The sequence below is a fragment of the Polaromonas sp. genome (assembly GCF_013817205.1).
Taxonomy (GTDB): Bacteria; Pseudomonadota; Gammaproteobacteria; order Burkholderiales; family Burkholderiaceae_C; genus Polaromonas.
Genome location: NZ_JACDDD010000014.1, coordinates 1 through 25246, shown reverse-complemented (window position 1 = coordinate 25246; position 25246 = coordinate 1). Strand labels below are relative to the sequence as shown.

Sequence of the window (25246 nt, the reverse complement as noted above, 5' to 3'; positions counted from 1 at the left end):
CGCACCGGGTCAGAGGGCGTCGGTTTCGCGCGGCAGGTCGGCAAACCGTGGGTCGATTTCTTCGGGTGCCTGTTCGCTTTTTTGCACACTCTTGACGTGCTGGTAAATCGTCTTGACCAGCTGTTCGCAGCCTTCACGCGTCAGTGCCGAAATCTCGAATACCGGGCCCTTGAACTTGAAACGCTTGACGAAGTCTTTGACCAGTGCAGCGCGTTTGTCGGCGTCCACCATGTCGAGCTTGTTGAGCACCAGCCAGCGCGGCTTGTCGTAAAGCGCCGGGTCGTATTTCTTGAGCTCGCCGACGATGGCCTTGGCCTGCGCCACCGGGTCCACGCTGTCGTCAAACGGGGCCATGTCCACAATGTGCAGCAGCAAACGCGTGCGCTGGAGGTGGCGCAGGAACAGGTGGCCCAGGCCAGCGCCTTCGGACGCGCCCTCGATCAGTCCGGGCAGGTCGGCGACCACAAAACTCTGCTCGGGCCCCACGCGCACCACGCCCAGATTCGGGTGCAGCGTGGTGAAAGGATAGTCGGCGATGCGTGGCCGCGCGTTGGAAACGGCGGTAATGAAGGTGGACTTGCCGGCGTTGGGCATGCCCAGCAGGCCGACGTCGGCCAGTACCTTGAGTTCGAGCTTGAGGCTTTTGCGCTCGCCGGGCCAGCCCGGGGTCTTGCTGCGCGGCGCGCGGTTGGTCGAGCTTTTGAAGCGCAGGTTGCCAAAGCCGCCGTCGCCGCCCTTGGCGATCAGCATTTCCTCGCCCGGCACCAACAGCTCGTACAGGACTTCTCCAGTTTCGGCGTCGGTCAGGATGGTGCCCACTGGCATCTTCAGCATGATGTCGTCGCCCTTGGCGCCGAACATATCCGAGCCCATGCCATGTTCACCGTTGCGCGCTTCATGGCGGCGTGAAAAGCGGAAGTCCACCAGGGTGTTCAGGTTGACATCGGCCACCGCATAGACATGGCCGCCACGGCCGCCGTCACCGCCGTTGGGACCGCCGAACTCTTTGTACTTTTCGTGGCGAAACGAGACGCAGCCGCTCCCGCCATCGCCGGCGGCGATGTCAATAAAGGCTTCGTCAACAAATTTCATGATCGGCTCTGGTGTGTACTGTGGCGGCGCCCGGGCCGTCAGGAAGTTCGGGAAAACAGTTTACAAATAAAAAAGCCCCGACAGGTCGGGGCTTCGTTCGAGTCCAAGCGACTTAATCGAAGTGATCAGCTTACGCCGGAGTCACGTTGACCGTGTGCTTGTTCAGCGCGCCCTTGACGGCAAACGAGACCGAACCGTCCACCAGTGCAAACAGGGTGTGGTCTTTGCCGATGCCGACGTTGACGCCGGGGTGGAACTTGGTGCCGCGCTGGCGCACGATGATGCTGCCCGCGTTGATCACTTCGCCCCCGAACTTCTTGACACCCAACATCTTGGGCTGCGAATCGCGCCCGTTTCGCGTAGAGCCGCCGCCTTTTTTCTGTGCCATTTTTCAATACTCCTTGGTGAGTCCTGGTACTTCGCTACTTAACCGACGATGGCGCCGATTTGCAGTTCAGTGAAGTTTTGCCGGTGACCCTGGCGTTTCTGATAATGCTTGCGACGGCGCATCTTGAAGATGCGAACCTTGTCGTGCCTGCCCTGCGAGAGGACAGTAACCGTGACAGTAGCGCCGGACACCAAGGGCGTACCAACCGTGATTGTGCTGCCGGTTCCGACAGCCAATACTTGGTCAATAACGATCTCTTGGCCTACGTCCGCAGCAATCTGTTCTACTTTAATTTTTTCGCCAGTAGCAACTTTGTATTGTTTGCCACCGGTTTTTATGACCGCGTACATGTAAGACCTCTTTAAATTGAGTTCTGCGGACGGATTTCCACAGAGCCCTCGATTCTAGCACGGGACGCGGAAAACCCTCATCGCCGCCCATCCGGCCTCGGGTGATGCCGCAGGCTTCCTATAATCGGGCCAACCTCTTGTCTGGACCGCCTTGACTGTCAATTCCTCTCGCACGGCCGCTGCGCTGGCCCTCATCGCCGGCGACATGCAGGCCATGGACGCGGTGATCGCGCGCCGCCTCAGCTCCGATGTTCCCCTGGTCAGCCAGGTGTCGCAGTACATCATTGCGGCCGGCGGCAAGCGCTTGCGTCCCGCGCTGCTGCTGCTGATGTGCGGCGCCCTGGATTACCGCGGCGAACAGCGGTTCAACCTGGCGGCTGTTGTGGAATTCATACACACGGCCACCCTGCTGCACGACGATGTGGTGGATGAGTCCACCTTGCGCCGGGGCCGGGCGACGGCCAATGCCTCGTTTGGCAACCCGGCCAGCGTGCTGGTCGGCGACTTCCTGTATTCGCGGGCTTTCCAGATGATGGTCGATGCCGGCGACATGCGCATCATGCAGACCCTGGCCGAAGCCACCAACGTGATTGCCGAGGGGGAGGTGCTGCAACTGATGAACATGCACGACGCCAGTTTGTCGGAAGAGGGCTACCTGCGCGTCATTCGCTCCAAGACGGCCAAGTTGTTCGAGGCCAGCGCGAGGCTCGCAGCCTTGCTGGCGGGGGCGCCGCCTGATATCGAGCGGGCCTGCGCAGACTACGGCCAGGCGCTGGGAACGGCTTTCCAAGTGATTGACGATGTGCTTGACTATGACGGTGATGCGGCAGAGATGGGCAAAAACCTGGGGGATGACCTGCGGGAGGGGAAGGCCACTTTGCCCCTGATCATCGCCATGCAGCGTGGCACAGCGGCCGAGAACGCCACGATACGCCACGCCATTGAAACCGGCGGAACCGAGCGTCTGGCCGAAATCGTCGCCATCGTCAAGCACACAGGCGCCCTCCAGGCGACCCGCGATGCGGCGGCAGCCGAGGCGCAGCGGGCGATAGCGGCCCAGGCCGTGCTGGGGCGTAGTGCCTACAGCACCGCATTGCTAGAATTGGCTTCCCAGCTGTTGCAGCGTCGTTCCTGACGCGCCCTGGGCACTTCGGGGTGTAGCTTAGCCTGGTAGAGCGCTACGTTCGGGACGTAGAGGCCGGAGGTTCGAATCCTCTCACCCCGACCATTAGCGCCTGTTCCCACCCACTCTTCCAGTTTCATTGTCGTCCGTCCAACACCGGGGTCGAAGCAGCCGCCTTTTCGGTTTACATCGCCATGGCTATCAACGATGATGTCAATTTTGTCACTTTGAGATAGATTCGGACATATGGCCGCCGTCGATACCGTCATCAATTCGCCTGCTTTGCCTGGCTTGGGCCGGGCGCTGGTGATGGCCGGCAAACTTGAGCAAAAGGCCGCAGAGGATATTTTCCGCAAGGCCCAGAAAGGGCGCACCAGTTTTATCGCCGAACTGACCGGCTCCGGCGTGGTTTCTGCCTTTGACCTGGCGCACACCATGTCCACCGCGTTTGCGGCGCCGTTGCTGGATCTGGAAGCAATAGACACACAGCGCCTGCCCAAGGGGCTGCTCGACACCAAGATCTGTCAGGCCTACCGTATCGTTGTGCTCAGCAAGCGCAGCAACCGGTTGATAGTGGCCACGGCCGACCCGTCGGATCAGGAGGCCGCAGAAAAAATCAAGTTCTCGACCCAGATGGGCGTGGACTGGGTGATTGCCGAATATGACAAGCTGTCCAAAATGGTGGAAGCATCGGCTACCACCGCGTCCGAGGCCATGGACAGCATCATCGGCGACGACTTCGAGTTTGACGAGTCCACCGCCGAGGCAGCCAGCGCCGACAACAACGATTCCGGCGTGGCCGAGGTCGAAGATGCCCCGGTCGTCAAGTTCCTGCACAAGATGCTGCTTGATGCGTTCAGCATGCGCGCCTCCGACCTGCATTTCGAGCCCTACGAGCATACCTACCGCGTGCGTTTCCGGGTTGACGGTGAGTTGCGCGAAATCGCTTCGCCGCCGGTGGCTATCAAGGAAAAGCTGGCGTCCCGGATCAAGGTCATCTCGAAAATGGACATTTCCGAGAAACGGGTGCCGCAAGACGGCAAGATGAAGCTGAAGATCGGGCCCGACCGGGTGATCGATTTCCGGGTCAGCACCTTGCCGACGATGTTTGGCGAAAAGATCGTGATTCGTATCCTGGACCCGAGCAGCGCCAAGCTGGGCATCGATGCGCTGGGCTACGAACCGATTGAAAAAGAACGCCTGCTCAATGCGGTCCAGCGCCCCTACGGCATGGTGCTGGTGACCGGGCCCACAGGTTCGGGAAAAACCGTGTCGCTGTACACCTGCCTGAATATCCTGAACAAACCTGGCGTGAACATATCCACCGCCGAAGACCCGGCCGAGATCAACCTGCCCGGCGTCAACCAGGTCAGCATGAACGACAAGGCCGGGCTGACCTTTTCGGTCGCCCTCAAGGCGTTTTTGCGCCAGGATCCGGACATCATCATGGTCGGCGAAATCCGCGATCTGGAAACCGCCGAAATCTCCATCAAGGCCGCGCAGACCGGTCACCTTGTGCTGTCCACGCTGCACACCAATGACGCGCCTGCCACCCTGACCCGGTTGCGCAACATGGGTATTGCGCCCTTCAACATCGCGTCGAGCGTGATCCTGATCACGGCGCAGCGCCTGGCGCGCCGCCTCTGCCCGAACTGCAAGGCGCCTGCGGACATTCCGCGCGAGACCCTGCTTGATGCCGGGTTCGAAGAGGATGATGTCGACGGCACCTGGACGCCTTTCCGCCCGGTGGGTTGCTCCATGTGCAACAGCGGCTACAAAGGACGGGTCGGAATCTACCAAGTGATGCCGATCACGGACGAGATCCAGCGCATCATCCTGCGCGATGGCAGCGCCCTCGAAATTGCCGAGCAAGCCGCCAAGGAAGGCGTCAAAAGCCTCCGGGGGGCCGGCTTGCAAAAGGTCAAGACGGGCATGACCTCGCTGGAGGAAATTCTGGGGTGTACCAATGTCTAGGAGTCTGTCGCACTTGGGAATCGTCGGCTGTAAATTGACCGCAGCGGTCCATTTTTCACGGTCTTTTCGCCCCATAGCTGGGCTATGGGACTGCAAATCCGGCAAAAACTGTCCTCGCTGGGGCCGATTTTCGCTTTCGACGCCCCAAGTCCGACAGGCTCCTGGCTCTGCCATCGCATTTCGGCCCGTGCAGCGTGGCAGCTGCTCCCGGCTTTCATCATCCTGTAAGCATTAGCAAGAAGGCAACATGGCAACTGCAACATCCAGGGACGTCAAGGAATTTGTTTTCGAGTGGGAAGGGAAAGACCGCAACGGCAAGCAGGTTCGCGGTGAAACACGGGCCGTTGGTGAAAACCAGGTCAAGGCTTCGTTACGCCGGCAGGGCGTGTTCCCAACCAAAATCAAGAAACGCAGCATGCGTTCGGGCAAGTCCATCAAGCCCAAGGACATTGCCATTTTTACCCGCCAACTGGCCACCATGATGAAAGCTGGCGTGCCTTTGCTGCAGTCTTTTGACATTGTTGGGCGCGGCAACCCCAATGCCAGTGTCACCAAACTACTCAACGATGTGCGCACTGACGTGGAAACCGGCACCTCGCTGAGCGCCGCCTTCCGCAAGTACCCCTTGTACTTCAATGCGCTGTATTGCAACCTGGTGGAAGCTGGTGAGGCCGCCGGTATCCTGGAAGCGCTGCTGGACCGGCTGGCGGTTTACATGGAGAAAACCGAAGCCATCAAATCCAAGATCAAGTCTGCGCTCATGTACCCGGCTTCGGTGGTGGTGGTGGCTTTTGTGGTGGTGGCGGTGATCATGATTTTTGTGATTCCGGCATTCAAGCAGGTGTTTTCCTCGTTCGGCGCGGATCTGCCGGCGCCGACACTGTTCGTGATGGCCATCAGCGAATTTTTTGTCGCGTACTGGTGGCTCATTTTTGGCGGCATAGGCGGCGGCATCTACTTTTTCATGCAGGCCTGGCGCCGCAATGAAAAGATGCAGCGTGTGATGGATCGCGTCCTGCTGAAGGTGCCGGTGTTCGGCGTGCTGATAGAAAAGTCCTGCATCGCCCGCTGGACGCGCACGCTGTCCACCATGTTTGCTGCCGGTGTGCCTTTGGTCGAGGCGCTGGATTCCGTGGGCGGCGCCTCCGGCAATTCCCTTTACGCTGATGCCACGGAAAAAATCCAGCAGGAGGTGTCCACCGGCACCAGCCTGACCGCCGCCATGGGCAATGCCAACCTGTTTCCGACCATGGTGCTGCAGATGTGTGCGATCGGCGAGGAGTCGGGCTCCGTGGATCACATGCTTGGCAAGGCCGCCGACTTTTATGAAGCGGAAGTTGATGAAATGGTCGCCGGCCTGTCCAGCCTGATGGAGCCCATCATCATTGTGTTTCTCGGTGGTTTAATCGGCGGCATCGTGGTTTCCATGTATCTGCCGATCTTCAAGCTTGGTCAAGTGGTTTGATGCCGCAACTGGTGTCGGGACTGCCTGCGGGACTTGTCGCCGCGCTGGCAGGTTTTCTCGGTCTGCTGGTCGGCAGCTTCCTGAACGTGGTGATTTACCGTTTGCCAAAAATCATGGAGCGCCAGTGGGTGCTGGAATGCGCCGAAATGTCCGGCACGGCCTTGCCCACTGCTGAGCCCTTCAACCTGATGGTGCCCCGGTCGCGCTGCTCCAGTTGCGGGCATGTGATTGCGTGGCATGAAAACATCCCCGTGCTGAGTTACCTCTTCCTTAAAGGACAATGTTCGGCCTGCGGCTCAAGATTTGGCTTGCGCTATCCGCTGGTCGAACTGACAACCGGTGCGCTGTTTTTCTTCTGCGCCTGGCGCTGGGGCCTGAGCTGGACCGCGCTGGCGTGGAGCGGCTTTTCGGCCGTCCTGGTGGCGCTGGCGATGATCGACTGGGACACCACGCTGCTGCCCGATGACCTCACACTGCCCATGCTCTGGGCAGGACTGATTGTTGCGGCGCTGGGATGGAACCCTATGGTCGCCCTGAGCAATGCGCTGTGGGGCGCCGTCGCGGGTTATCTCTCGCTCTGGCTGGTGTACTGGGCCTTCAAGCTGGTTACCGGTAAGGAAGGCATGGGTTATGGCGATTTCAAACTGTTTGCGGCGCTCGGTGCCTGGTTCGGCTGGTCGGCGCTGGTGCCCATGATCCTGATGGCCTCGGTCATCGGCGCACTGGTCGGAATTGCGATGAAATTTTCCAGCGGCTTGCGTGAAGGCGGCGTGGTGCCTTTCGGACCGTTCCTGGCCGGCGCCGGCCTCACCGCCATGCTGTTTGGACCCCAATCCATCCTTCGCTTCATCGGGTTATAAGGGCATGCCGGCTTTGCGCGTAGGGCTCACCGGGGGCATAGGCAGTGGCAAAAGCACGGTGGCGGGCATGCTCGCCGATTGCGGCGCCGCCATCATCGACTCAGATGCGATCTCGCGCCAGACGACAGCCCCGGGCGGAGCGGCGATTCCCTTGATCTCCGGGCACTTCGGCGCGGAGATGGTGACGGCCGAAGGTGCGCTGGACCGCGCTCGCATGCGCTCACTGGTTTTTAGCGATCCCCAAGCCAAACTCCGGCTGGAAGCCATCATCCACCCGCTCGTCGGCACGGAAACTGCGCGTCAGGCGGTGCAGGCTGAGGAATCGGGGAAGCGCTGCATCGTGTTTGATGTGCCGCTGCTGGTGGAGTCCGGCCGCTGGCGACAGAATGTGCACCAGGTGTTGGTGGTGGACTGCAGCGAAGAAATGCAGATCAGCCGCGTCATTGCCCGCAATGGTTGGTGCCGGGAGCAGGTCGGTCAGGTGATGGCGGGACAGGCCAGTCGCAGCCAGCGACTCGCCGCCGCTGATGTCTGTATTGCCAACGATGGGTCGGTCTCGCTGGCCGCGCTGGCACTGCTGGTCCGGCAGGCGGCGCAACGCTTCGGGCTATGATGGCTGATCCTTCCGCTGAAAAAGATATATCGCAGTGATTCTTTACGAATATCCCTTCAACGAACGCATTCGCACGTATTTGCGGCTTGAGCACCTCTTTCACCGCCTTGGCGAACTGGCCGCGCGGGACCATCCGACCGACCACCACTACGCAATCACGACGATTTTTGAAGTGATGGATGTGGCGGCCCGCGCCGACCTGAAAACTGATGTGCTCAAGGATCTGGACCGGCAAAAACACCAGCTCAATGGCTACCGGGGCAATCCCGCGATCTCTGAGGCGGTGCTCGATGAGGTGACCGCCCAGCTGGATGCCTGTTTTGCCACCCTGACCGGGTTGCCGGGAAAAGCTGGTCAGTCCCTGACCGAAAACGACTGGTTGATGAGCATACGCAGTCGCATTGGCATCCCTGGCGGCACCTGTGAGTTCGATCTGCCGGCGTATTTTGCCTGGCAGCATTTTGATGCGGCCACCCGCCAGCAGGATTTGCAGCGCTGGATCGCCACGCTGGTGCCACTGGCCGAATCGGTGCGCATGCTGCTCAAGCTGCTGCGCGACTCCGGTCTGCCGCAAAAAGTCGTGGCTAACGGCGGGCAGTACCAGCAGACCCTGCCGCAGGGGCGCACTTTCCAGTTGCTGCGCCTGCGGATCGACCCTGCGCTGGGACTGATTCCTGAAATCAGCGGCAACCGGTTGATGGTGTCGGTCCGCATGATGCGCCATGAGAGCGATGACCGACTGCATGCGTCGGCCGACGATGTGGCTTTTGAATTGACGCTCTGCTCCTGAATAGCGCGATGACTTCCGGTCTCTCCCCATCCAAAATGGTGGTATGCCCCGGCTGCGGCGGGCCCAGTGTCTATGCGCCGGACAACCGCTTCCGCCCTTTCTGCAGCGAGCGCTGCAAGAATGTCGATCTGGGTGCCTGGGCCAGCGAGAGTTTCCGCATGCCGGCGGATGCCCCACCGGATGACCAGGTGTACGGCGACGCCAAACTGCAGTAAAAACACAATCTGTGTGCAAGCAGGCGGCGACTGACCGCCGTTTTCAGGGAGTGTGAAATGAATGGATCGTCGTTTTTGAGGCGTGGCGCCCTCGTGGCATTGGGCACGGCCTTGTGTCTGGCGTTCTTGGCCGGGTCGGGCCTTGCGGCGACCGAGAAGGCCAAAAAGACCTCGGCCGTCAAGAAGCAGGGCAGCACAAAATTCTTGCCGGGATCGCAGGAAACCCGTAAGGAACGCAGCGAGCGGCTCAAGCGGGAGTGCAAGGGCCGGGTCAATGCCGGCGCTTGCACTGGTTACACCGACTAGCGTGCGGGCAGATCAGCCCGCAGCCCGGTGGAAACCTCGGCTCAGGCCGACGGGGTGCCCAGAACCCGTTGCAATTCTCCGTTCTCGTACATCTCCATCATGATGTCCGAGCCGCCTATGAATTCCCCCTTCACATAAAGCTGGGGAATGGTTGGCCAGTTGCTGTATTCCTTGATGCCGTTGCGAATTTCTGGATCTTCCAGCACATTGACGGTGGCGGGCTTGTTCACGCCGCAGGCCTTGAGGACCTGGATGGCGCGGCCTGAAAAGCCGCACTGCGGGAACTGGGCCGTGCCTTTCATGAACAGCACGACGTCGCTGGATTTGACGATCTGGTCTATGCGCTGCTGGGTATCACTCATGTCGGGTCCTTGAAGGAGGTCAAGCCGTTGCCGGGGCGGATCGGGCTGATCCGGCGGCCGTCCACCCCAAATGGATGTCACCGGCGAAAAAATCAATGGCTGATTATCCCGCTGTTTGCTGCGGGCTGCTTTCACCCCCGGCCAGCGCCCGCCCGAACAGCGTTCCACGCCGGCCAGATCGATGCGACTTTGCACTTGGCTAAAGCCTTGCGCTGCCAGCAAGAGGCACACAGCGTCGGCCTGGCCGTAGCCATGCTCCAACAACAACCAGCCTTGCGGATGAAGGTGGGCGGGTGCGTGCTTGATGATGGTCCGGAGGTCGTCCAGACCGTCAGTGCCAGCAGCGAGCGCGTTCAGCGGCTCGTGGCTCAAGCTGCTGAGATGCGGATCATCCTTGGCCACGTACGGTGGATTACTGGCGATCAAGTGAAAGTGTCCGCTTACATTTTCAAGCCAGCTGCCTTCGATGAAGCTGATGGTCAAGCCGTGGCGCGCCGCATTGCCACGGGCTACGGCGAGGGCACCGGCGCTGGCATCGAGGGCGGTGATATCCAGGGCCGGCCGGGTTTTCTTCAGTGCCAGCGCAATCGCGCCGCTGCCGGTGCCCAGATCCAGCACACGCGCGCCCGCCGGCATGCCGGGGGACGCCAGCGCTTCAAGCGCCCAGTCCACCAGGGTTTCCGTGTCCGGGCGCGGCACCAGCACGCGCGTGTCGACCTCAAACTGCAGGCCGTAAAACTCTTTGCGGCCAACGATATAGGCCAGCGGTTCACCGGCGGCCCGGCGCAGACTCAGCGCGCGGACCCGGTCGGCGGTTTCCCCGGGGAGGGCATCGCCGTCATGCGCCAGCAGCCAGCCCCGGTCGCTGTCAGGCCGGCCCAGCGCATGCAGCAGCAGCAGTTGCGCGTCCAGGCGCGCCAGCCCCAGGGTCTGAGCTGCGGCGAGGGCCTGAGCGCAGTTCAGCAGGTTCGGCGTGTCTGGATGGGGCATTGATTTTGCTATCAATTCAGGAGCTGTCTGCGCCCGCTGGATAGGGGCTGAAGGCCGATTTGATTCATAAGTGGCCCGATCAGCCGTTCGACGCCGATTCCAGCTCGGCCAGCAATTCCGCACCGCGCGCGACTTGCAGCGCGGTCACCACGTCGTCCATGTCGCCCTCCATGATGGACAGCAGCTTGTACAGGGTCAGGTTGATGCGGTGGTCGGTGAGCCGCCCCTGCGGGAAGTTGTAGGTGCGGATGCGATCGCTGCGGTCCCCGCTGCCGATCAGGCCCTTGCGGGTGGCGGCGTCTTTGGCGGCGCGTTCAGAACGGTCTTTCTCGTGGATACGCGCAGTCAGCACCTTGAGCGCCTGCGCCTTGTTGCTGTGCTGGCTGCGGCCGTCCTGGCATTCGGCGACGATGCCGGTCGGCAGGTGGGTGATGCGCACCGCCGAGTCGGTCTTGTTGATGTGCTGGCCGCCGGCGCCGCTGGCGCGGTAGGTATCGATGCGCAAATCGGACGGGTTGATCTGGATGGCCACCGCCTCGTCGGGCTCGGGCAGCACGGCGACGGTACACGCGCTGGTGTGGATGCGTCCCTGGGTTTCTGTGGCCGGCACGCGCTGCACACGGTGGCCACCGGATTCAAAACGCAGCTTGCCGTAGACGCCCACACCCATGGGGTCGGTCGCGCCGTCGATGCGAATCACCACCTCCTTGTAGCCGCCGAGTTCGCTGGGCGACTCGCTGATGACTTCGACCGCCCAGCGCTTGCGCTCGGCAAAACGTGAATACATGCGCAGCAGATCGCCGGCAAACAGTGCCGACTCGTCGCCGCCGGTGCCGGCGCGGATCTCGATGAAGGCCGGGCGCGCATCGTCCGGGTCTTTCGGGATCAGCATCAGCTGCAGGTCCGCATCCAGGCCGGCGATGTCGGCCTGCGCCGCGCTGATTTCCTCTTCCGCCATGGCCGCCATCTCGGGATCGTCTTTCGCCTCGGCCAGCATGACCTGCGCGCTGGCCAGATCGGCCTCGCGCGCCGTCATGCGCTGGTACTGGCCGACCACGATGCTGAGCTCGGCATGTTCGCGCGTCAGGCTGCGAAAGCGCTCCATGTTGCTGACCACGTCGCTGGCCGACAGCAGCGCGTCCAGCTCATGCAGGCGGAAGATCTGGCGGTCCAGGGTCTGGCGGAGAAAGGGTTTCATCGGGGAAAATGCGGGTGGGCGAACAGTCGGGGACGGCACCGGCAAAGCCGGCAGGGACGGGCAGCGGATAGTGGCCGCGATGCGGCGCAGCGCAGCTAACGCTCTGGTCTTCGGTCGGCAGGTTGCCGCGCAGGAACAGGCGGGACACCGTCTGCGCCGTGGCTTCGCGGCTGCCGGCGTCGCCCGCGTGCAGCTCGGCCAGCGTACCGTGCAGCATCTTCTGCGTGAGGCCGCGCGACAGTGCGTCCAGCACCGTGTCCACTGGCTCGCCACGTGCCAGCAGCTTTTTCGCGCGCGCAATCTCGGCGGCGCGCCAGGCGTCGGTTTGTGCATTGAGCTGCTGAATCAGTGGCACGGTGCGGCGCTGGCCCAGCCAGTGCATGAAGTTCTGCACACCGGCATCGATGATGACTTCGGCCTGCGCGACGGCGGCCTGCCGGCTGTCCTTGCCGGTTTGCACCACATGGGCCAGGTCGTCCACGGTGTAGAGGTAGATGTCGGGCAGTTCCTTGACCTCGGGCTCGATGTCGCGCGGCACGGCCAGGTCGACCATGAACATCGGACGGTGCTTGCGCAGCTTGACCGCACGCTCCACCGCGCCCAGGCCGATAATGGGCAGGGTGCTGGCGGTGCAGCTGATCACCGCGTCGAACTCATGCAGTCGGCTCGGCAGGTCGGCCAGGCGCATGACCTCGGCGCCAAAGCGGCTGGCGAGTTTTTCACCACGTTCCAGCGTGCGGTTGGCCACCGTCATGGACTTAGGGTTTTTGGCGGCGAAGTGGGTCGCGGCCAGGTCAATCATTTCACCGGCGCCGACAAACAACACGCGGATGTCGCCAAGATCCTCGAACAACTGCCCGGCCAGCCGCACCGAGGCAGCCGCCATGCTGATGCTGTGCGCCCCGATTTCGGTGCTGCTGCGCACTTCCTTGGCCACAGAGAAGGAGCGCTGGAACAGCTGGTGCAGGGTGCTGCCCATGGCGCCGGCGTCTTCGGCCGCGCGCACGGCTTCCTTCATCTGGCCGAGGATTTGCGGCTCGCCCAGCACCATGGAGTCGAGTCCGCTGGCGACACGAAAGGCATGGCGCGCGGCCTGGTCGTTTTCAAGCGTGTAGGCATGTGAGCGCAGCAGGGCCGGCGACACGCCGCCGTGGTGCGCCAGCCAGTCCAGCGTGTGGTCGATGTCGGACCGGTCACTGGCGCAGTAGATCTCGGTGCGGTTGCAGGTGGACAGCAGCGTGGCCTCTGGCTGCCGCTTCAGTGAACTGCGCAACCCCTTCAGGATCGGCTCGACCTGGTCGATGGCGAACGCAAACCGGCCCCGCAAATCAAGCGGTGCGGTGGTATGGTTAATGCCGAGGGCCCAGACTGACATCCGCTGATTATAAAATTGAAGCCATGAGCAGGCGCTCACATTCTTTCAATCCCCTTGATACACGGCAAGCCGGCCGACAATTCACCCTGAGGCCATGACCGCATTCAACCTGATCAACCAGTTGCTCAATTTCATGGCGCCGGCCGCCGCTGTCGCCTTGTTGCTGGGGTTGTCGGTCCGTCTTTTTGCCGGATTTTTCAGATCAAAAAGGCCTCCAGCCCACGGCTGGATTGCACAAGCAGCTATTGTTTTCATAGCGGGCGTAGTGTTGCTGCTGGCCGGGCTGCTGGTGTTTGGCCGCGACGGCAAGATGGCCAGTTATGCGTTGCTGGCCGTCGGCGCTGCCACCTGCCAGTGGCTGTTGCTGCGCGGCGGCAAGGCCTGACCCGGGCTCAGGCGTCCGGCGGAAACAGGTCGGTGCGGTCGGTGATTATGCCGTCTGTGCCCAAATCCAGCAGGCGCCGGGCGGCCCATTCGTCGTTGACGGTGTAGCTCAGGGTGCGGAAGCCGGCCTGCTTTGCTGTGCGTACGCTGGCCGCATCCCACAAGGCGTGGTTGCAGACCAGCGCGGTGCAGTCCAGTGCCTGTGCGATGTCCACCCAGCCATCCCACCAGCTGTCGAGCAAGAGCCCGCGCGGCAACTGCGGCTGGGCGGCTTGTGCAGCCTTCAGCGCCTCGGGCCGGAACGAGGTCAGCAAGGGCGGCACCGCAGCGCCTGCCCAGAGCCGGGCGGCCGCATCTGCCACGACCTGGCCGGTCAGTACCTCAGCGCCCGGCGTCGGCTTGATCTCGATGTTCAGAAAGTAGCCGTTGTGCTGGCAGTAACGCGCGAGGTTGTCCAGGCTGGCCAGCGGCTCGCCCGCATGGGCGCGCGAATGCCAGCTGCCGGCGTCCAGCAGCGACAGCGCGTGCCAAGACTGGTCGCCGGCCGTGCCCTTGCCGTTGCTGGTGCGCTCCAGCGTGGCGTCGTGCAACAGGAAGGGTACGTCGTCGGCGCTCAGCTTCACGTCACATTCGAACATGCGGTAGCCGTGGGTCGCGCCCAGGCGGAAAGCCGCCAGGGTGTTTTCAGGCGCCTGTTTGCCGGCGCCCCGGTGCGCGATCCAGCGCGGGTAGGGCCAGCCGCTGTTCACGCAGACTCCCCGAATTTCAGCAGATTGCCGTGCGGGTCGGTCACGTACAGCTCCTTCATGCCCCAGGGCTGCGCCACTGGCGGATCGAGCGTCAGGCCACGCTGCACGAAATCCGCGTGCAGCGCCGCGGTGTCGCCGCGCACGTAGCAGGAGGTGTTTTCAGCGATATGCCGTTCGGGGCAGAGCCAGAAATGCAGCTCGCAGCCGTCGCGGGCAAGAATCAGGTAGCCGGGGGTTTCCAGTTCGCAGGCAAAACCCAGCCGCTGCATGTAGAACGCCCGCGACTGCGCGATGTCCAGTGACGCCAGGACCGGGACGGTGGACTGGATGCCCGCCATGGCGGTCAGCCGGGGATGCGTTTGCCGGTATCTGCGTCGAAGCTGTGCAGCCGGTCGGGTCGGGGTGCCACATGGATGATGGTGTCCGGTGCCGGTGAATGCGTGCCTTCTTCGACCCGCACGATCAGCTGTTCTCCGTTCACGCGGCCGTAGATTAGGCGCTCCGCGCCCAGCAGTTCGACGGTTTCGACCTTCACTTCCCAACCTTCGATGCGCACGTCCAGGTGTTCCGGGCGGATGCCCAGAATGGTGCCGGGCTTGCCGCCGGGTGCGTTTTTCAGCAAATTCATCGGCGGGGAGCCGATGAAGCTGGCCACGAAAGTGGAGGCGGGCGTGTGGTAAACCTCTTCGGGTGTTCCGAACTGCTCCATGTTGCCGGCGTTCATGACGATCATCCGTTGCGCCAGTGTCATGGCCTCGACCTGATCGTGGGTGACGAAGAGCGAGGTGATGCCCAGTTCGCGGTGTAGCTTCTGGATTTCCAGCCGGGTCTGGGCGCGCAGCTTGGCGTCGAGGTTGGACAGCGGCTCGTCGAACAGAAAGACCTGCGGCTGGCGCACGATGGCGCGGCCCATGGCCACACGCTGGCGCTGGCCGCCTGAGAGCTGGCGCGGCTTGCGGTCCAGCAGGTGGCCGAGTTCCAGGATGCCGGCGGCCTTGTCGACGCGCTGCTTGATCTCGTCAATCGGCATTTTCTTGATCTTCAGGCCGTAGGCCATGTTGTCGAACACGCTCATGTGCGGGTAGAGCGCGTAGTTCTGGAACACCATGGCGATGTCACGCTCGGCCGGCTCGAGCTGGTTGACCACGCGGTCGCCGATCCAGATTTCACCGCCGGAGATCTCTTCGAGGCCGGCCACCATGCGCAGCAGCGTGGACTTGCCGCAGCCCGAAGGCCCGACGATGACGATGAACTCGCCATGCGCGATGTCGGCGGTGACGCCATGGATCACCTGAAGCTCGGCTTTGCCCTTGCCGTACTTCTTGACGATGTTTTTGAGTTGGATTGAAGCCATTGAGACAACCTATGTTGGTTTTAATTCAAGCGGACGCCGCAGAACCGGCTTTGCCGGGCCTCAGGCGACGCCCCCTGGGAGGCACGAAGGCGCTTACTGGGAGGGTCATTTCTCCGTATCGACCAGGCCCTTGACGAACCATTTTTGCATCAGCATCACGACGATGGCGGGCGGAAGCATCGCGAGGATAGCGGTGGCCATCACCACATTCCACTCGATGTAGACCTCGCCGAAGATCAGGCGCTTGATGCCCATCACGATGGGGTACATGGATTCATCGGTAGTGACCAGCAGCGGCCAGAGGTACTGGTTCCAGCCGTAGATGAACTGGATCACGAAAAGCGCGGCCATGGACGTTTTGGACAGCGGCAGCAGCACGTCTTTGAAGAAGCGCATGGGTCCGGCGCCATCGACGCGCGCCGCCTCGACCAGTTCGTCGGGCACCGTCATGAAAAACTGCCGGAAGAGAAAGGTGGCTGTGGCCGACGCGATCAGCGGAATCGTCAGGCCCGACATGCTGTTGAGCATGCGCAGGTCGGAGATGACCTCATAGGTCGGGCCGATGCGCACCTCCACCGGCAGCATCAGCGTCACGAAAATCATCCAGAACACGAGGTTCTTGAAGGGGAAGCGGAAGTAGACGATCGCAAATGCCGACAGCAGCGAAATCGCGATCTTGCCGATGGCAATGATCAATGCGCTGGCCAGGCTGATGCCCATCATGGGCAGGGCCGGTGCCACCGTCGCGCCGGCCTCGGTCTTGCCGCCGAACAGCGCGAAGCGGTAGCTTTCCACGATGTTGTTGCCGGGCAGCAGAGAAATCGGGTTACTGGACATGATCTGCTCGGCAGTCTGGGTCGATCCGATGAAGGTGACGTAGATCGGGAAGAACACGATGACGACCCCGAGGATGAGGATCGCGTGCGAAACGAAGTCGAGGATGGGGTGGCGTTCGATCATGCAGGCCTCCGCAGGGCCACCCGGAGTGGCGTCGAATGGCTCGAAGTGGGCAGAGTTGGGGCGGTTCTCATCAGTAGTGGACTTTTTTCTCGACAAATTTGAACTGGATCACCGTCAGCACGACAACAATGACCATCAGTACGACCGACTGCGCGGCCGAGCCGTTGATGTCCATGGCCTTGAAGCCGTCGTAATACACCTTGTAGACCAGGATCGAGGTGTCTTTGCCCGGGCCACCGCTGGTGGCGGCGTCGACGATGGCAAAGGTTTCGAAGAAGGCGTGCACGATGTTGATGACCAGCAGGAAGAAGGTGGTCGGCGACAGCAGCGGCCACACGATGCTCCAGAAGCGCTTCCAGGGCGTAGCGCCATCAATCGTGGCAGCTTCAATCAGCGAATGCGGGATCGATTGCAGGCCGGCCAGGAAGAACAGGAAGTTGTAGGAGATGTACTTCCAGATGGACGCCATGACGATTAGCGCCATGGCATGCCTGCCGTTGAGGACGTGGTTCCAGTCGAAGCCCATCTCGATCAGGGCATAACGGATCACGCCGTAGGGCGAGGCGAACATCATCAGCCACAACACGCCGGCCACCACCGGGGCCACCGCATACGGCCAGATCAGCAGCGTTTTGTAGATGCCCGCGGCGCGCACCACCCGGTTGGCCATGACCGCCAGCAACAGTGCCAGCGACATGCCGCCGACGGCTACCAGCACCGAAAAGATCGCCGTGACGCGAAACGAATCCAGGTAGGCCGGGTCGCCGAACAGGCGGCGGAAGTTGTCCAGACCGACGAATTCGCTGGAGGAGCCAAACGCGTCTTCCTGCAGCACGCTCTGATAAAGCGCCTGGCCGGCCGGCCAGAAAAAGAAGACCAGGATGATCGCCATCTGCGGCGCAATCAGCACCCACGGCAACCATGCTGACTTGAAGAGGACTCTCTTTTCCATACTTTGCTATAAAAATAAGAGCAGCCCGCGCTTGTTTGGCGCGGGCTGCGGGCTATTCGGTCAAAATAGGTCGCTCAGGACCTCTCGCGCATCAGCCCTTGTTGGCTTTCTGGAAGCGCTCGAGTTGCTCGTCTCCGCGTTTGACGGCGTTGTCCAGCGCTTCCTTGGCAGTCTTGTTGCCTTGCCAGACGCCTTCGAGCTCCTCGTCGATGAGGGTGCGAATCTGTACAAAATTGCCCAGGCGGACGCCGCGCGACTTGTCGGTGGTCTTGCGAATCATCTGGTTGACGGACACGTCGGCGCCGGGATTCTGCTTGTAGTAACCGGACTTTTCGGTCAGCTCGAACGACGCCTTGGTGACGGGCAGGTAGCCCGTGCGCTGGTGGCTGGCCGCTGCAACTTCCGGTTTGGACAGGTAGTTGAGGAAGGAAGCCACGGCCTTGTATTCCTCAGGCTTCTTGCCTGACATCACCCAGATGCTGGCGCCGCCGATCACGGTGTTCTGCGGTGCGCCCTGCACGTCAGGGTAGTAGGGCAGGGTGCCGGTGCCGTAGCCGAACTTGCCGTTGCGCTTGACGCTGCCGGCCAGTGCCGAGGAACCCGTAGCCATCGCGCACTCGCCCGAAACGAAGGTGGCGTCGGCTTTGTTTTCACGGCCCTTGTAGACAAACAGGCCGGTCTTGGCCATGTTGCCCAGGTTTTCGATGTGGCGCACGTGCAGCGGGCTGTTGAAGGCCAGGCGCGTGTCGGTGCCGCCAAAGCCGTTGTTCTTGGTCGCGTACAACACGTTGTGCCAGGCCGAGAAGCTTTCCAGCTGGGTCCAGCTGATCCAGGACGTGGTGAACGGGCATTTGTGGCCGGACGCCTTGAGCTTGGCCGCAGCCAGCGCTACTTCTGGCCAAGTGGTGGGCGGCTTCTCGGGATCCAGGCCGGCGGCCTTGAACGCATCCTTGTTGTAGTGGAACACCGGCGTGGAGCTGTTGAAAGGGTAGCTCAACATCTGGCCGTTTGGCGCGGTGTAGTAGCCCGAGACCGCCGGCACGTAAACCGCGGGATCGAACTTCAGGCCCGCGTCGGCCATCACCTTGCCGACCGGTATGGTGGCGCCCTTGGCGGCCATCATGGTGGCGGTGCCGACCTCGAACACTTGGATCATGTGGGGCGCGTTGCCGGCGCGGTAGGCGGCAACACCTGCGGTCATCGACTCTGCGTAACTGCCCTTGAAGGTGGGCACGACCTTGTAGTCCTTCTGGCTGGCGTTGAAATCCTTGGCCAGGTCATTCACCCACTCGCCCAGGGCGCCGCCCATGGAATGCCACCACTGGACTTCGGTTTGGGCGTGGCTGGCGACGGGCGCAACAAGTGCGCAGGCCGCCAGGGCGATTGCTGTCAAGCTCTTTTTCATTACTAACTACTCCTGGATGAGGCGGATGTTCGAACAAGCAGATTGCCGAGTTTACGAACGATTTGTGACAGTTCGATTTAAACGGTGTGACAGATTTTCCGCTAGCGGGTTTCCACGAAGGCCTGCCGGCATACCGCTGTGAATGTTGCGCTGCGGTAACATAGGGGCAACGCGCCGGACACAGGCCCACAGGCCTCTTTCGCACCCGGCCTCCCACGATGAACGCTCCTGAATCTCTTCAAAAGTTAAGCGCACTGGCCGGTGAGGCTGGCGCCGGCGCAGCCCGCATTCGCGAAATTCCCTACAACTACACCTCGTTTTCCGACCGGGAAGTCGTGATTCGCCTGCTGGGCGCGCGCGCCTGGGACCTGCTGAACCTGCTGCGCGACGAACGCCGCACTGGCCGCTCGGCCCGTATGTTGTACGAGGTGCTGGGCGACATCTGGGTGGTGCAGCGCAACCCCTATCTGCAGGATGACTTGCTCGACAACCCGAAACGCCGCCGCATGCTGGTGGAGGCCCTGCAACACCGCCTGGGCGAGGTCGAAAAACGCCGCACGCCCGAGCAGGACAGCCAGCGCGATGCCATCGTGGTTGAGCTGCTGGACGCGGCCAAAGGCGCCGTGGCGCAGTTCGCCACGTCCTTCGAAAACATGTACGACCTGCGCCGCCTGACCGCGCGCAAGCTGGGCAAACTGACGCAGAAGGACAACATCAAATTCGACGGCCTGTCGCGTGTCTCGCATGTGACTGATGCGACCGACTGGCGTGTGGAATACCCGTTTGTGGTGCTCACCCCAGACACCGAGGCCGAAATGGCCGGCCTGGTCAAAGGCTGCATAACGCTCGGCCTGACCATCATCCCGCGCGGCGGCGGCACCGGCTACACCGGCGGCGCGATTCCGCTGACCTGGAAATCGGTGGTTATCAACACCGAAAAACTCGAGGCCATGACCGAGGTTGAGATGATGGCCCTGCCCGGCATCGCCCAACCGGTGGCCACGGTCTGGACCGAAGCCGGTGTGGTGACGCAGCGCGTGGCCGATGCGGCCGAACGCGGTGGCTTTGTGTTCGCGGTAGACCCGACCTCGGCCGAAGCCTCATGCATAGGCGGCAATATCGCGATGAACGCCGGTGGCAAGAAGGCCGTGCTCTGGGGCACGGCGCTGGACAACCTGGCGTCCTGGCGCATGGTCACCCCCCAGGCCGAGTGGCTGGAAGTCACTCGGCTGGACCACAACCTTGGCAAGATCCACGACGCCGAGCAGGCCAGCTTCGAGCTCAAGTATTTCGCCGCCGACGGCAAGACGCATCTGCGCACCGAACGGCTGGACATCCCCGGCAAGACCTTCCGCAAGGAGGGCCTGGGCAAGGACGTCACCGACAAGTTTCTCAGCGGACTGCCCGGTATTCAAAAGGAAGGCTGCGACGGCCTGATCACCAGCGCGCGCTGGATTGTGCACCGCATGCCGGCGCACACGCGCACCGTCTGCCTGGAGTTTTTCGGCAATGCCAAGGATGCAGTGCCCAGCATTGTCGAGATCAAGGACTTCATGTTCGCTGAGCAAAAGCGCGGTGGCGCCATCCTCGCCGGACTCGAACACCTGGACGACCGCTACCTGAAGGCGGTCGGTTACGCGACCAAGTCCAAGACCCACGGCGGCCTGCCCAAGATGGTGCTGTTTGGCGACATCGCCGGCGACGATGCCGATGTCGTGGCGCGCGCCACTTCGGAAGTGGTGCGCATTGCCAACTCGCGCCGCGGCGAAGGTTTTATTGCCATCAGCCCCGACGCGCGCAAGAAATTCTGGCTGGACCGCAAGCGCACCGCGGCAATTTCGCGCCACACCAACGCCTTCAAGATCAACGAGGACGTGGTGATTCCGCTGCCGCGCATGGCCGAGTACACCGACGGCATCGAACGCATCAACATCGAGCTGAGCCTGGCCAACAAGGTCAAGCTGTGCGATACGCTGGAGACGTTTTTCCTCAAGGGCAAGCTGCCGCTGGGCAAGTCCGACGACGCCGGCGAGATTCCGTCGGCCGAACTGCTGGAAGACCGCGTTGGCCAGGCCGTGACGCTGATCGCCGGCGTGCGCGACTTGTGGTCAGGCTGGCTGCGCGATGTAGACGCGCTGTTTCCGCAGCTGCAGGATCATTCGCTGCGCGCCAGCTGGAAAACCCAGTTGCGCGCGCCGCTGCAGGCAATTTTCTCCGGCGCCGCTTTTGCGCCCATCCTGGCCGAATGCAGCGCCATCCACAAGCAGGTGCTCAAGGGCAGGGTCTGGGCCGCGCTGCACATGCATGCCGGTGACGGCAATGTGCACACCAACCTGCCGGTCAACAGCGACGACTACGAGATGCTGCAGACTGCACATGAGGCAGTGGCCCGCATCATGGTGCTGGCGCGTTCGCTGGACGGCGTGATCTCCGGCGAACACGGCATCGGCATCACCAAGCTGGAATTTTTGACCGATGCCGAGCTCCAGCCTTTTGCCGATTACAAGTTGCGGGTCGATCCCGAAGGGCGCTTCAACAAGGGCAAGTTGCTACGAAATCAGGAGCTGCTTGCGCCCGCCGTTATTGGGCTGGACGCCGAAAATACCAAAAGTTCCAGCGAGCAGGGCGGCGGCCGCCGCGCTGGGCCGCCCCAAGCAAGGCCAGCCCCCTCGGGGGGCAGGGAGCTACACGCAGTGAGCGACCGTGGGGGCCCTATTTATGCCGACCTCACCAACGCCTACACGCCAAGCTTCGGCCTGATGGGCCATGAGTCGCTGATCATGCAGCAGTCCGACATCGGTGCTATCGCCGACAGCGTCAAGGACTGCCTGCGCTGCGGCAAGTGCAAACCGGTCTGCGCCACCCATGTGCCGCGCGCCAACCTGCTCTACAGCCCGCGCAACAAGATCCTCGCAACCTCGCTGCTGGTGGAAGCCTTCTTGTATGAAGAGCAGACGCGGCGCGGCATCAGCATCAAGCACTGGGAAGAGTTCGAAGACGTCGCCGACCACTGCACAGTCTGTCACAAGTGCCTTTCCCCCTGTCCGGTGGACATCGACTTCGGCGAGGTGTCCATGAACATGCGCAACCTGCTGCGCAAGATGGGCCAGAAAACCTTCCGCCCCGGCAACGCCGCCGCCATGTTTTTCCTCAACGCCACCAGCCCGCAGACCATCAAGTTCATGCGTGGCGCCATGGTGGACGTCGGCTTCAAGGCGCAGCGCCTGGCCAACGACCTGCTGCGGCGCGTGGCGCGCAAACAGACAGCCCAGCCGCCGGCCACGGTTGGCGCCGCGCCGGTGAAGGAGCAGGTGATCCACTTCATCAACAAGAAGATGCCGGGCGGCCTGCCGAAAAAAACCGCGCGTGCGCTGCTGGACATCGAGGACAAGGACTACGTTCCCATCATCCGCGACCCGAAAACCACGACTTCGGAAACCGAAGCGGTGTTTTATTTCCCCGGCTGCGGCTCGGAGCGCCTGTTCTCGCAGGTCGGCCTCGCGACCCAGGCCATGCTCTGGCACGCCGGTGTGCAGACCGTGCTGCCGCCCGGGTACCTGTGCTGTGGCTATCCGCAAAAGGGCAGTGGCCAGTTCGACAAGGCCGAAAAAATCATCACCGACAACCGGGTGTTGTTCCACCGCGTGGCCAATACCCTGAACTACCTGGACATCAAGACCGTGGTGGTGAGCTGCGGCACGTGCTACGACCAGCTGCAGGGGTATGAGTTCGAGAAAATTTTTCCGGGGTGCCGCATCATCGACATCCACGAGTACCTGCTGGAAAAAGGTATCACCCTGCGCACCGACCAGCCCGGCGCCGGGTATCTGTACCACGACCCTTGTCACACACCGATGAAGCTGCAGGAGCCGATGAAAACCGTCAAGGCGCTGCTGGGTGACCAGGTGCTCAAGTCGGACCGCTGCTGCGGCGAATCCGGTACCTTGGGCGTCACGCGCCCCGACATCTCCACCCAGATCCGCTTTCGCAAGGAAGAGGAGCTGCGTAAGGACGAGGCCACCTTGCGCGCCAGCGGCGCGGTCGCCGCAACTGGCAATGTCAAGATCCTCACCAGCTGCCCGAGCTGCCTGCAGGGCCTGAGCCGCTACGGCAACGACCTGAACAACGGCCTGCTCGAGGCCGATTACATCGTGGTCGAGATGGCCAACCAGATCCTCGGCAAGGAATGGCTGCCCGGCTATGTTGAATCAGCCAACAACGGCGGCATTGAGCGCGTGCTGGTTTGAGTCAAACAAGGTAAACGAACATGGCAGGCCTGCAAGCCGGAACCCCGACACCGACCGAGATCACCGTTCATGGTCAGTCTCGCACGCTGGAGGTCGCTTTTTCCGACGGCGCGTCTTTCACGCTCCCCTTTGAGCTGATGCGCGTGTATTCGCCCTCTGCAGAGGTGCAGGGCCACGGCCCCGGCCAGGAAGTGCTGCAGACCGGCAAACGCGAGGTGACGCTGCTTGAGCTCGAACCGATTGGCAACTACGCTGTCAAACCGGTGTTTTCTGACGGTCACGACAGCGGCATCTTTTCCTGGGACTACCTGTATTTCCTCGGCGCCGAGCAGGCGCGGCTGTGGGCCGACTACACGCAGCGACTTGAAGCGGCCGGCATGCAGCGCGACGCGCCCATGCCTGCCGCCGGCGGCCAGGGCTGCAGCAGCCATTGATGCGCGCAGCCACCGGTTTCTGTTTTGCTATCAATTGCATAGCTGCTTGCGCCCGTTGGACGTGGGCGGGTGTTGTTTTTCAACATAAATTCCGTCCAATGTCCCATGCGGGGGCAGGGTTGTACATTGAATTGCCGGCTTTCACCCCTAGCATTGGTTTATGAGCAGCACCCATTTCGGATTCCAGTCCGTCGACGAGAAAGACAAAGCCAGTCGCGTGCGCGGCGTGTTCGATTCGGTAGCGCCCAAATACGACGTGATGAACGACCTGATGTCCATGGGTCTGCACCGCGTCTGGAAGGCCTACACCGTGATGGTGGCCGATGTGAAAGAGGGCCAGCGTGTGCTGGACATCGCAGGCGGCACCGGCGACCTGGCACTGGCTTTTGCCCCCAAGGTGGGCAGCACGGGCTGTGTAGTCCATACCGACATCAACGAAGCCATGCTGCGTGAGGGGCGCAACCGCCTGCTCGACGCCGGCAAGGTTCTGCCGACCACCGTGTGTGATGCCGAGAAGCTGCCGTTTGGCGATGCCAGCTTTGACCTGGTGACCGTGGCCTTCGGCCTGCGCAACATGACGCACAAGCACCTGGCGCTGGCCGAGATGAACCGCGTGCTCAAGCCCGGCGGCAAGCTGCTGGTGCTGGAATTTTCAAAAATCGCCAAGCCACTGGAAAAGGTTTACGACTGGTATTCCTTCAATGTGCTGCCCAAACTGGGCAAGCTGGTGGCCAACGATGACTCAAGTTACCGCTATCTGGCGGAGTCCATTCGTATGCATCCCGGGCAGGACGAGCTAAAGGCCCTGATGCATAAAGGTGGTTTTGGCCATGTGGACTATCACAACCTCACCGGCGGGGTGGTGGCATTACATGTTGGAATAAAGTGTTGAAGCAATTACATAGAGGAGACGTCATGAAATTCTGGTCTGCAATTCTCTCGGCCGTACTGGCCGTCACCATGCTACTGGCGTATTCGCCTGTCGCAGAAGCCAAACGCATGGGCGGCGGCGGATCGGTGGGGCGCCAGTCGTCCAATGTGACACAACGCCAGGCAACACCACCGGCCGCGCCTGCCAATACCGCGGCCGCTGCTGCGCCCAAGAAGCCTTGGGGCGCGATGCTGGGCGGCCTGGCTGCCGGTCTGGGCCTGGCCTGGCTGGCATCCTCGCTCGGCCTTGGCGAGGCCTTCGGTCAGATCATCATGTTTGCCCTGCTGGCACTGCTGGTGATGGTGGTGGTTGGATTTGTAATGCGCAGGCTCAAGGCCGGCAATAGCCAGGGCGCCACGCCTTACGCCATGCAGAGCGCCGGCAATGCCGCCACGCCGCGCAACTACAGCCCGCAGAATGTTGGCAACGATGCTTCGGCCCGCCCTTGGGAGCGCAACAACATGGCTTTTGACGGCAGCAAGGCGGCCGGCGGTTCGATGATTGGTTCCGGCCTGGCCGGATCGCAGACTTGGGGTGTGCCCGATGGCTTTGACGCCGAAGGTTTTCTGCGTGCCTGCAAGACCAATTTTGTGACCCTGCAGGATGCCTGGGACCGTTCCGACGTGAACAGCCTGCGCGCCATGATGACTGACGAGATGCTGGAGCAGATCAAGGCCCAGCTGGCCGACCGCGAGTCGCATACCGGTGGCACAGCCAACAAGACAGATG

The 25246-nt window shown here is 62.1% G+C and carries 25 protein-coding genes, 1 tRNA gene and 1 pseudogene; 14 read left to right on the top strand and 13 right to left on the bottom strand.

Annotation, left to right across the window (positions count from 1 at the left end):
- Positions 1-9: 9 nt before the first annotated feature.
- From cgtA to rplU, 3 genes are all read right to left on the bottom strand, one after another.
- Complete coding sequence (gene cgtA / locus H0W47_RS05220) at positions 10-1092, bottom strand: Obg family GTPase CgtA (protein WP_296921563.1); 1083 nt, start codon at positions 1090-1092, stop codon at positions 10-12.
- 130 nt (positions 1093-1222) lie between these two features.
- Entirely contained in the window at positions 1223-1480 is a 258-nt protein-coding gene (gene rpmA, locus H0W47_RS05215) for a 50S ribosomal protein L27 (protein WP_296921561.1), read from the bottom strand.
- A 38-nt stretch (positions 1481-1518) separates the two neighbouring features.
- Positions 1519-1830 (bottom strand): 50S ribosomal protein L21, encoded by a 312-nt coding sequence (gene rplU, locus H0W47_RS05210; protein WP_077593996.1) that lies wholly within the window; start codon positions 1828-1830, stop codon positions 1519-1521.
- A gap of 151 nt (positions 1831-1981) precedes the next feature.
- Here rplU and H0W47_RS05205 point away from each other — a divergent pair, with 151 nt between their 5' ends.
- The 9 genes from H0W47_RS05205 (at position 1982) to H0W47_RS05165 (ending at position 9176) form a co-directional block, all read left to right on the top strand.
- Positions 1982-2965, top strand: a complete 984-nt coding sequence (locus tag H0W47_RS05205; RefSeq protein WP_296921559.1) for a polyprenyl synthetase family protein — start codon at positions 1982-1984, stop codon at positions 2963-2965.
- Positions 2966-2981: 16 nt separating this feature from the next.
- Positions 2982-3058: transfer RNA gene (locus tag H0W47_RS05200), tRNA-Pro, on the top strand.
- Between the two features lie 141 nt (positions 3059-3199).
- A complete protein-coding gene (gene pilB, locus H0W47_RS05195; RefSeq protein WP_296921557.1) occupies positions 3200-4927 on the top strand; it encodes a type IV-A pilus assembly ATPase PilB in 1728 nt (575 codons plus the stop codon).
- 247 nt (positions 4928-5174) lie between these two features.
- A complete protein-coding gene (locus H0W47_RS05190; RefSeq protein ID WP_296921555.1) occupies positions 5175-6392 on the top strand; it encodes a type II secretion system F family protein in 1218 nt (405 codons plus the stop codon).
- A complete protein-coding gene (locus H0W47_RS05185; RefSeq protein WP_296921553.1) occupies positions 6392-7252 on the top strand; it encodes an A24 family peptidase in 861 nt (286 codons plus the stop codon). Before H0W47_RS05190 ends, H0W47_RS05185 begins: the two co-directional genes overlap by 1 nt.
- Positions 7253-7256: 4 nt before the next feature.
- A complete protein-coding gene (gene coaE / locus H0W47_RS05180) occupies positions 7257-7865 on the top strand; it encodes a dephospho-CoA kinase (RefSeq protein ID WP_296921551.1) in 609 nt (202 codons plus the stop codon).
- Between the two features lie 34 nt (positions 7866-7899).
- Positions 7900-8655, top strand: coding sequence for a cell division protein ZapD (zapD, locus tag H0W47_RS05175; protein ID WP_296921549.1), 756 nt, complete (start codon positions 7900-7902; stop codon positions 8653-8655).
- A gap of 8 nt (positions 8656-8663) precedes the next feature.
- The gene (locus H0W47_RS05170; protein WP_296921548.1) at positions 8664-8870 is read left to right on the top strand and encodes a DNA gyrase inhibitor YacG; all 207 of its coding nucleotides are present in this window, start codon (positions 8664-8666) and stop codon (positions 8868-8870) included.
- A 57-nt stretch (positions 8871-8927) separates the two neighbouring features.
- Positions 8928-9176 carry a hypothetical protein gene (locus H0W47_RS05165; protein WP_296921546.1) on the top strand — a complete coding sequence of 83 codons (249 nt, stop codon included), beginning with the start codon at positions 8928-8930 and terminating at the stop codon, positions 9174-9176.
- Between the two features lie 41 nt (positions 9177-9217).
- Here H0W47_RS05165 and grxD read toward each other — a convergent pair whose 3' ends face one another.
- The 4 genes and pseudogenes from grxD to hemA all read right to left on the bottom strand — a co-directional run bounded on the left by grxD (position 9218) and on the right by hemA (position 13101).
- Complete coding sequence (grxD, locus tag H0W47_RS05160) at positions 9218-9478, bottom strand: Grx4 family monothiol glutaredoxin (RefSeq protein WP_296921623.1); 261 nt, start codon at positions 9476-9478, stop codon at positions 9218-9220.
- A 195-nt stretch (positions 9479-9673) separates the two neighbouring features.
- Positions 9674-10528, bottom strand: a pseudogene (prmC, locus tag H0W47_RS05155) (peptide chain release factor N(5)-glutamine methyltransferase); the annotation flags it as partial.
- A gap of 79 nt (positions 10529-10607) precedes the next feature.
- Positions 10608-11726: a peptide chain release factor 1 gene (gene prfA, locus H0W47_RS05150; RefSeq protein ID WP_296921544.1), complete on the bottom strand. Its 1119-nt coding sequence runs from the start codon at positions 11724-11726 to the stop codon at positions 10608-10610.
- Positions 11674-13101: a glutamyl-tRNA reductase gene (gene hemA / locus H0W47_RS05145; RefSeq protein WP_296921542.1), complete on the bottom strand. Its 1428-nt coding sequence runs from the start codon at positions 13099-13101 to the stop codon at positions 11674-11676. Before hemA ends, prfA begins: the two co-directional genes overlap by 53 nt.
- 94 nt (positions 13102-13195) lie before the next feature.
- Here hemA and H0W47_RS05140 point away from each other — a divergent pair, with 94 nt between their 5' ends.
- Positions 13196-13486 carry a hypothetical protein gene (locus H0W47_RS05140; protein WP_296921539.1) on the top strand — a complete coding sequence of 97 codons (291 nt, stop codon included), beginning with the start codon at positions 13196-13198 and terminating at the stop codon, positions 13484-13486.
- Positions 13487-13493: 7 nt separating this feature from the next.
- Here H0W47_RS05140 and ugpQ read toward each other — a convergent pair whose 3' ends face one another.
- From ugpQ to ugpB, 6 genes are all read right to left on the bottom strand, one after another.
- Positions 13494-14234 carry a glycerophosphodiester phosphodiesterase gene (gene ugpQ / locus H0W47_RS05135; protein WP_296921537.1) on the bottom strand — a complete coding sequence of 247 codons (741 nt, stop codon included), beginning with the start codon at positions 14232-14234 and terminating at the stop codon, positions 13494-13496.
- On the bottom strand, positions 14231-14572 hold the full coding sequence (locus H0W47_RS05130; protein ID WP_296921535.1) for a VOC family protein: 342 nt from the start codon (positions 14570-14572) through the stop codon (positions 14231-14233). Before H0W47_RS05130 ends, ugpQ begins: the two co-directional genes overlap by 4 nt.
- A gap of 5 nt (positions 14573-14577) precedes the next feature.
- The gene (locus H0W47_RS05125) at positions 14578-15588 is read right to left on the bottom strand and encodes a sn-glycerol-3-phosphate import ATP-binding protein UgpC (protein ID WP_296921533.1); all 1011 of its coding nucleotides are present in this window, start codon (positions 15586-15588) and stop codon (positions 14578-14580) included.
- A gap of 105 nt (positions 15589-15693) precedes the next feature.
- Positions 15694-16548, bottom strand: coding sequence for a sn-glycerol-3-phosphate ABC transporter permease UgpE (ugpE, locus tag H0W47_RS05120; protein ID WP_296921531.1), 855 nt, complete (start codon positions 16546-16548; stop codon positions 15694-15696).
- Positions 16549-16618: 70 nt separating this feature from the next.
- Entirely contained in the window at positions 16619-17500 is an 882-nt protein-coding gene (ugpA, locus tag H0W47_RS05115) for a sn-glycerol-3-phosphate ABC transporter permease UgpA (RefSeq protein WP_296921529.1), read from the bottom strand.
- Positions 17501-17591: 91 nt separating this feature from the next.
- Positions 17592-18905: a sn-glycerol-3-phosphate ABC transporter substrate-binding protein UgpB gene (ugpB, locus tag H0W47_RS05110; protein ID WP_296921527.1), complete on the bottom strand. Its 1314-nt coding sequence runs from the start codon at positions 18903-18905 to the stop codon at positions 17592-17594.
- A 218-nt stretch (positions 18906-19123) separates the two neighbouring features.
- Here ugpB and H0W47_RS05105 point away from each other — a divergent pair, with 218 nt between their 5' ends.
- From H0W47_RS05105 to H0W47_RS05090, 4 genes are all read left to right on the top strand, one after another.
- Positions 19124-23152 carry an FAD/FMN-binding oxidoreductase gene (locus H0W47_RS05105; RefSeq protein ID WP_296921526.1) on the top strand — a complete coding sequence of 1343 codons (4029 nt, stop codon included), beginning with the start codon at positions 19124-19126 and terminating at the stop codon, positions 23150-23152.
- A gap of 20 nt (positions 23153-23172) precedes the next feature.
- Positions 23173-23586 (top strand): DUF971 domain-containing protein, encoded by a 414-nt coding sequence (locus H0W47_RS05100; RefSeq protein ID WP_296921524.1) that lies wholly within the window; start codon positions 23173-23175, stop codon positions 23584-23586.
- 160 nt (positions 23587-23746) lie between these two features.
- Positions 23747-24478, top strand: a complete 732-nt coding sequence (gene ubiE / locus H0W47_RS05095) for a bifunctional demethylmenaquinone methyltransferase/2-methoxy-6-polyprenyl-1,4-benzoquinol methylase UbiE (protein ID WP_296921522.1) — start codon at positions 23747-23749, stop codon at positions 24476-24478.
- A 23-nt stretch (positions 24479-24501) separates the two neighbouring features.
- Positions 24502-25246 (top strand): TIM44-like domain-containing protein (locus H0W47_RS05090; RefSeq protein ID WP_296921520.1); only part of this gene is annotated, 745 nt, incomplete at its 3' end.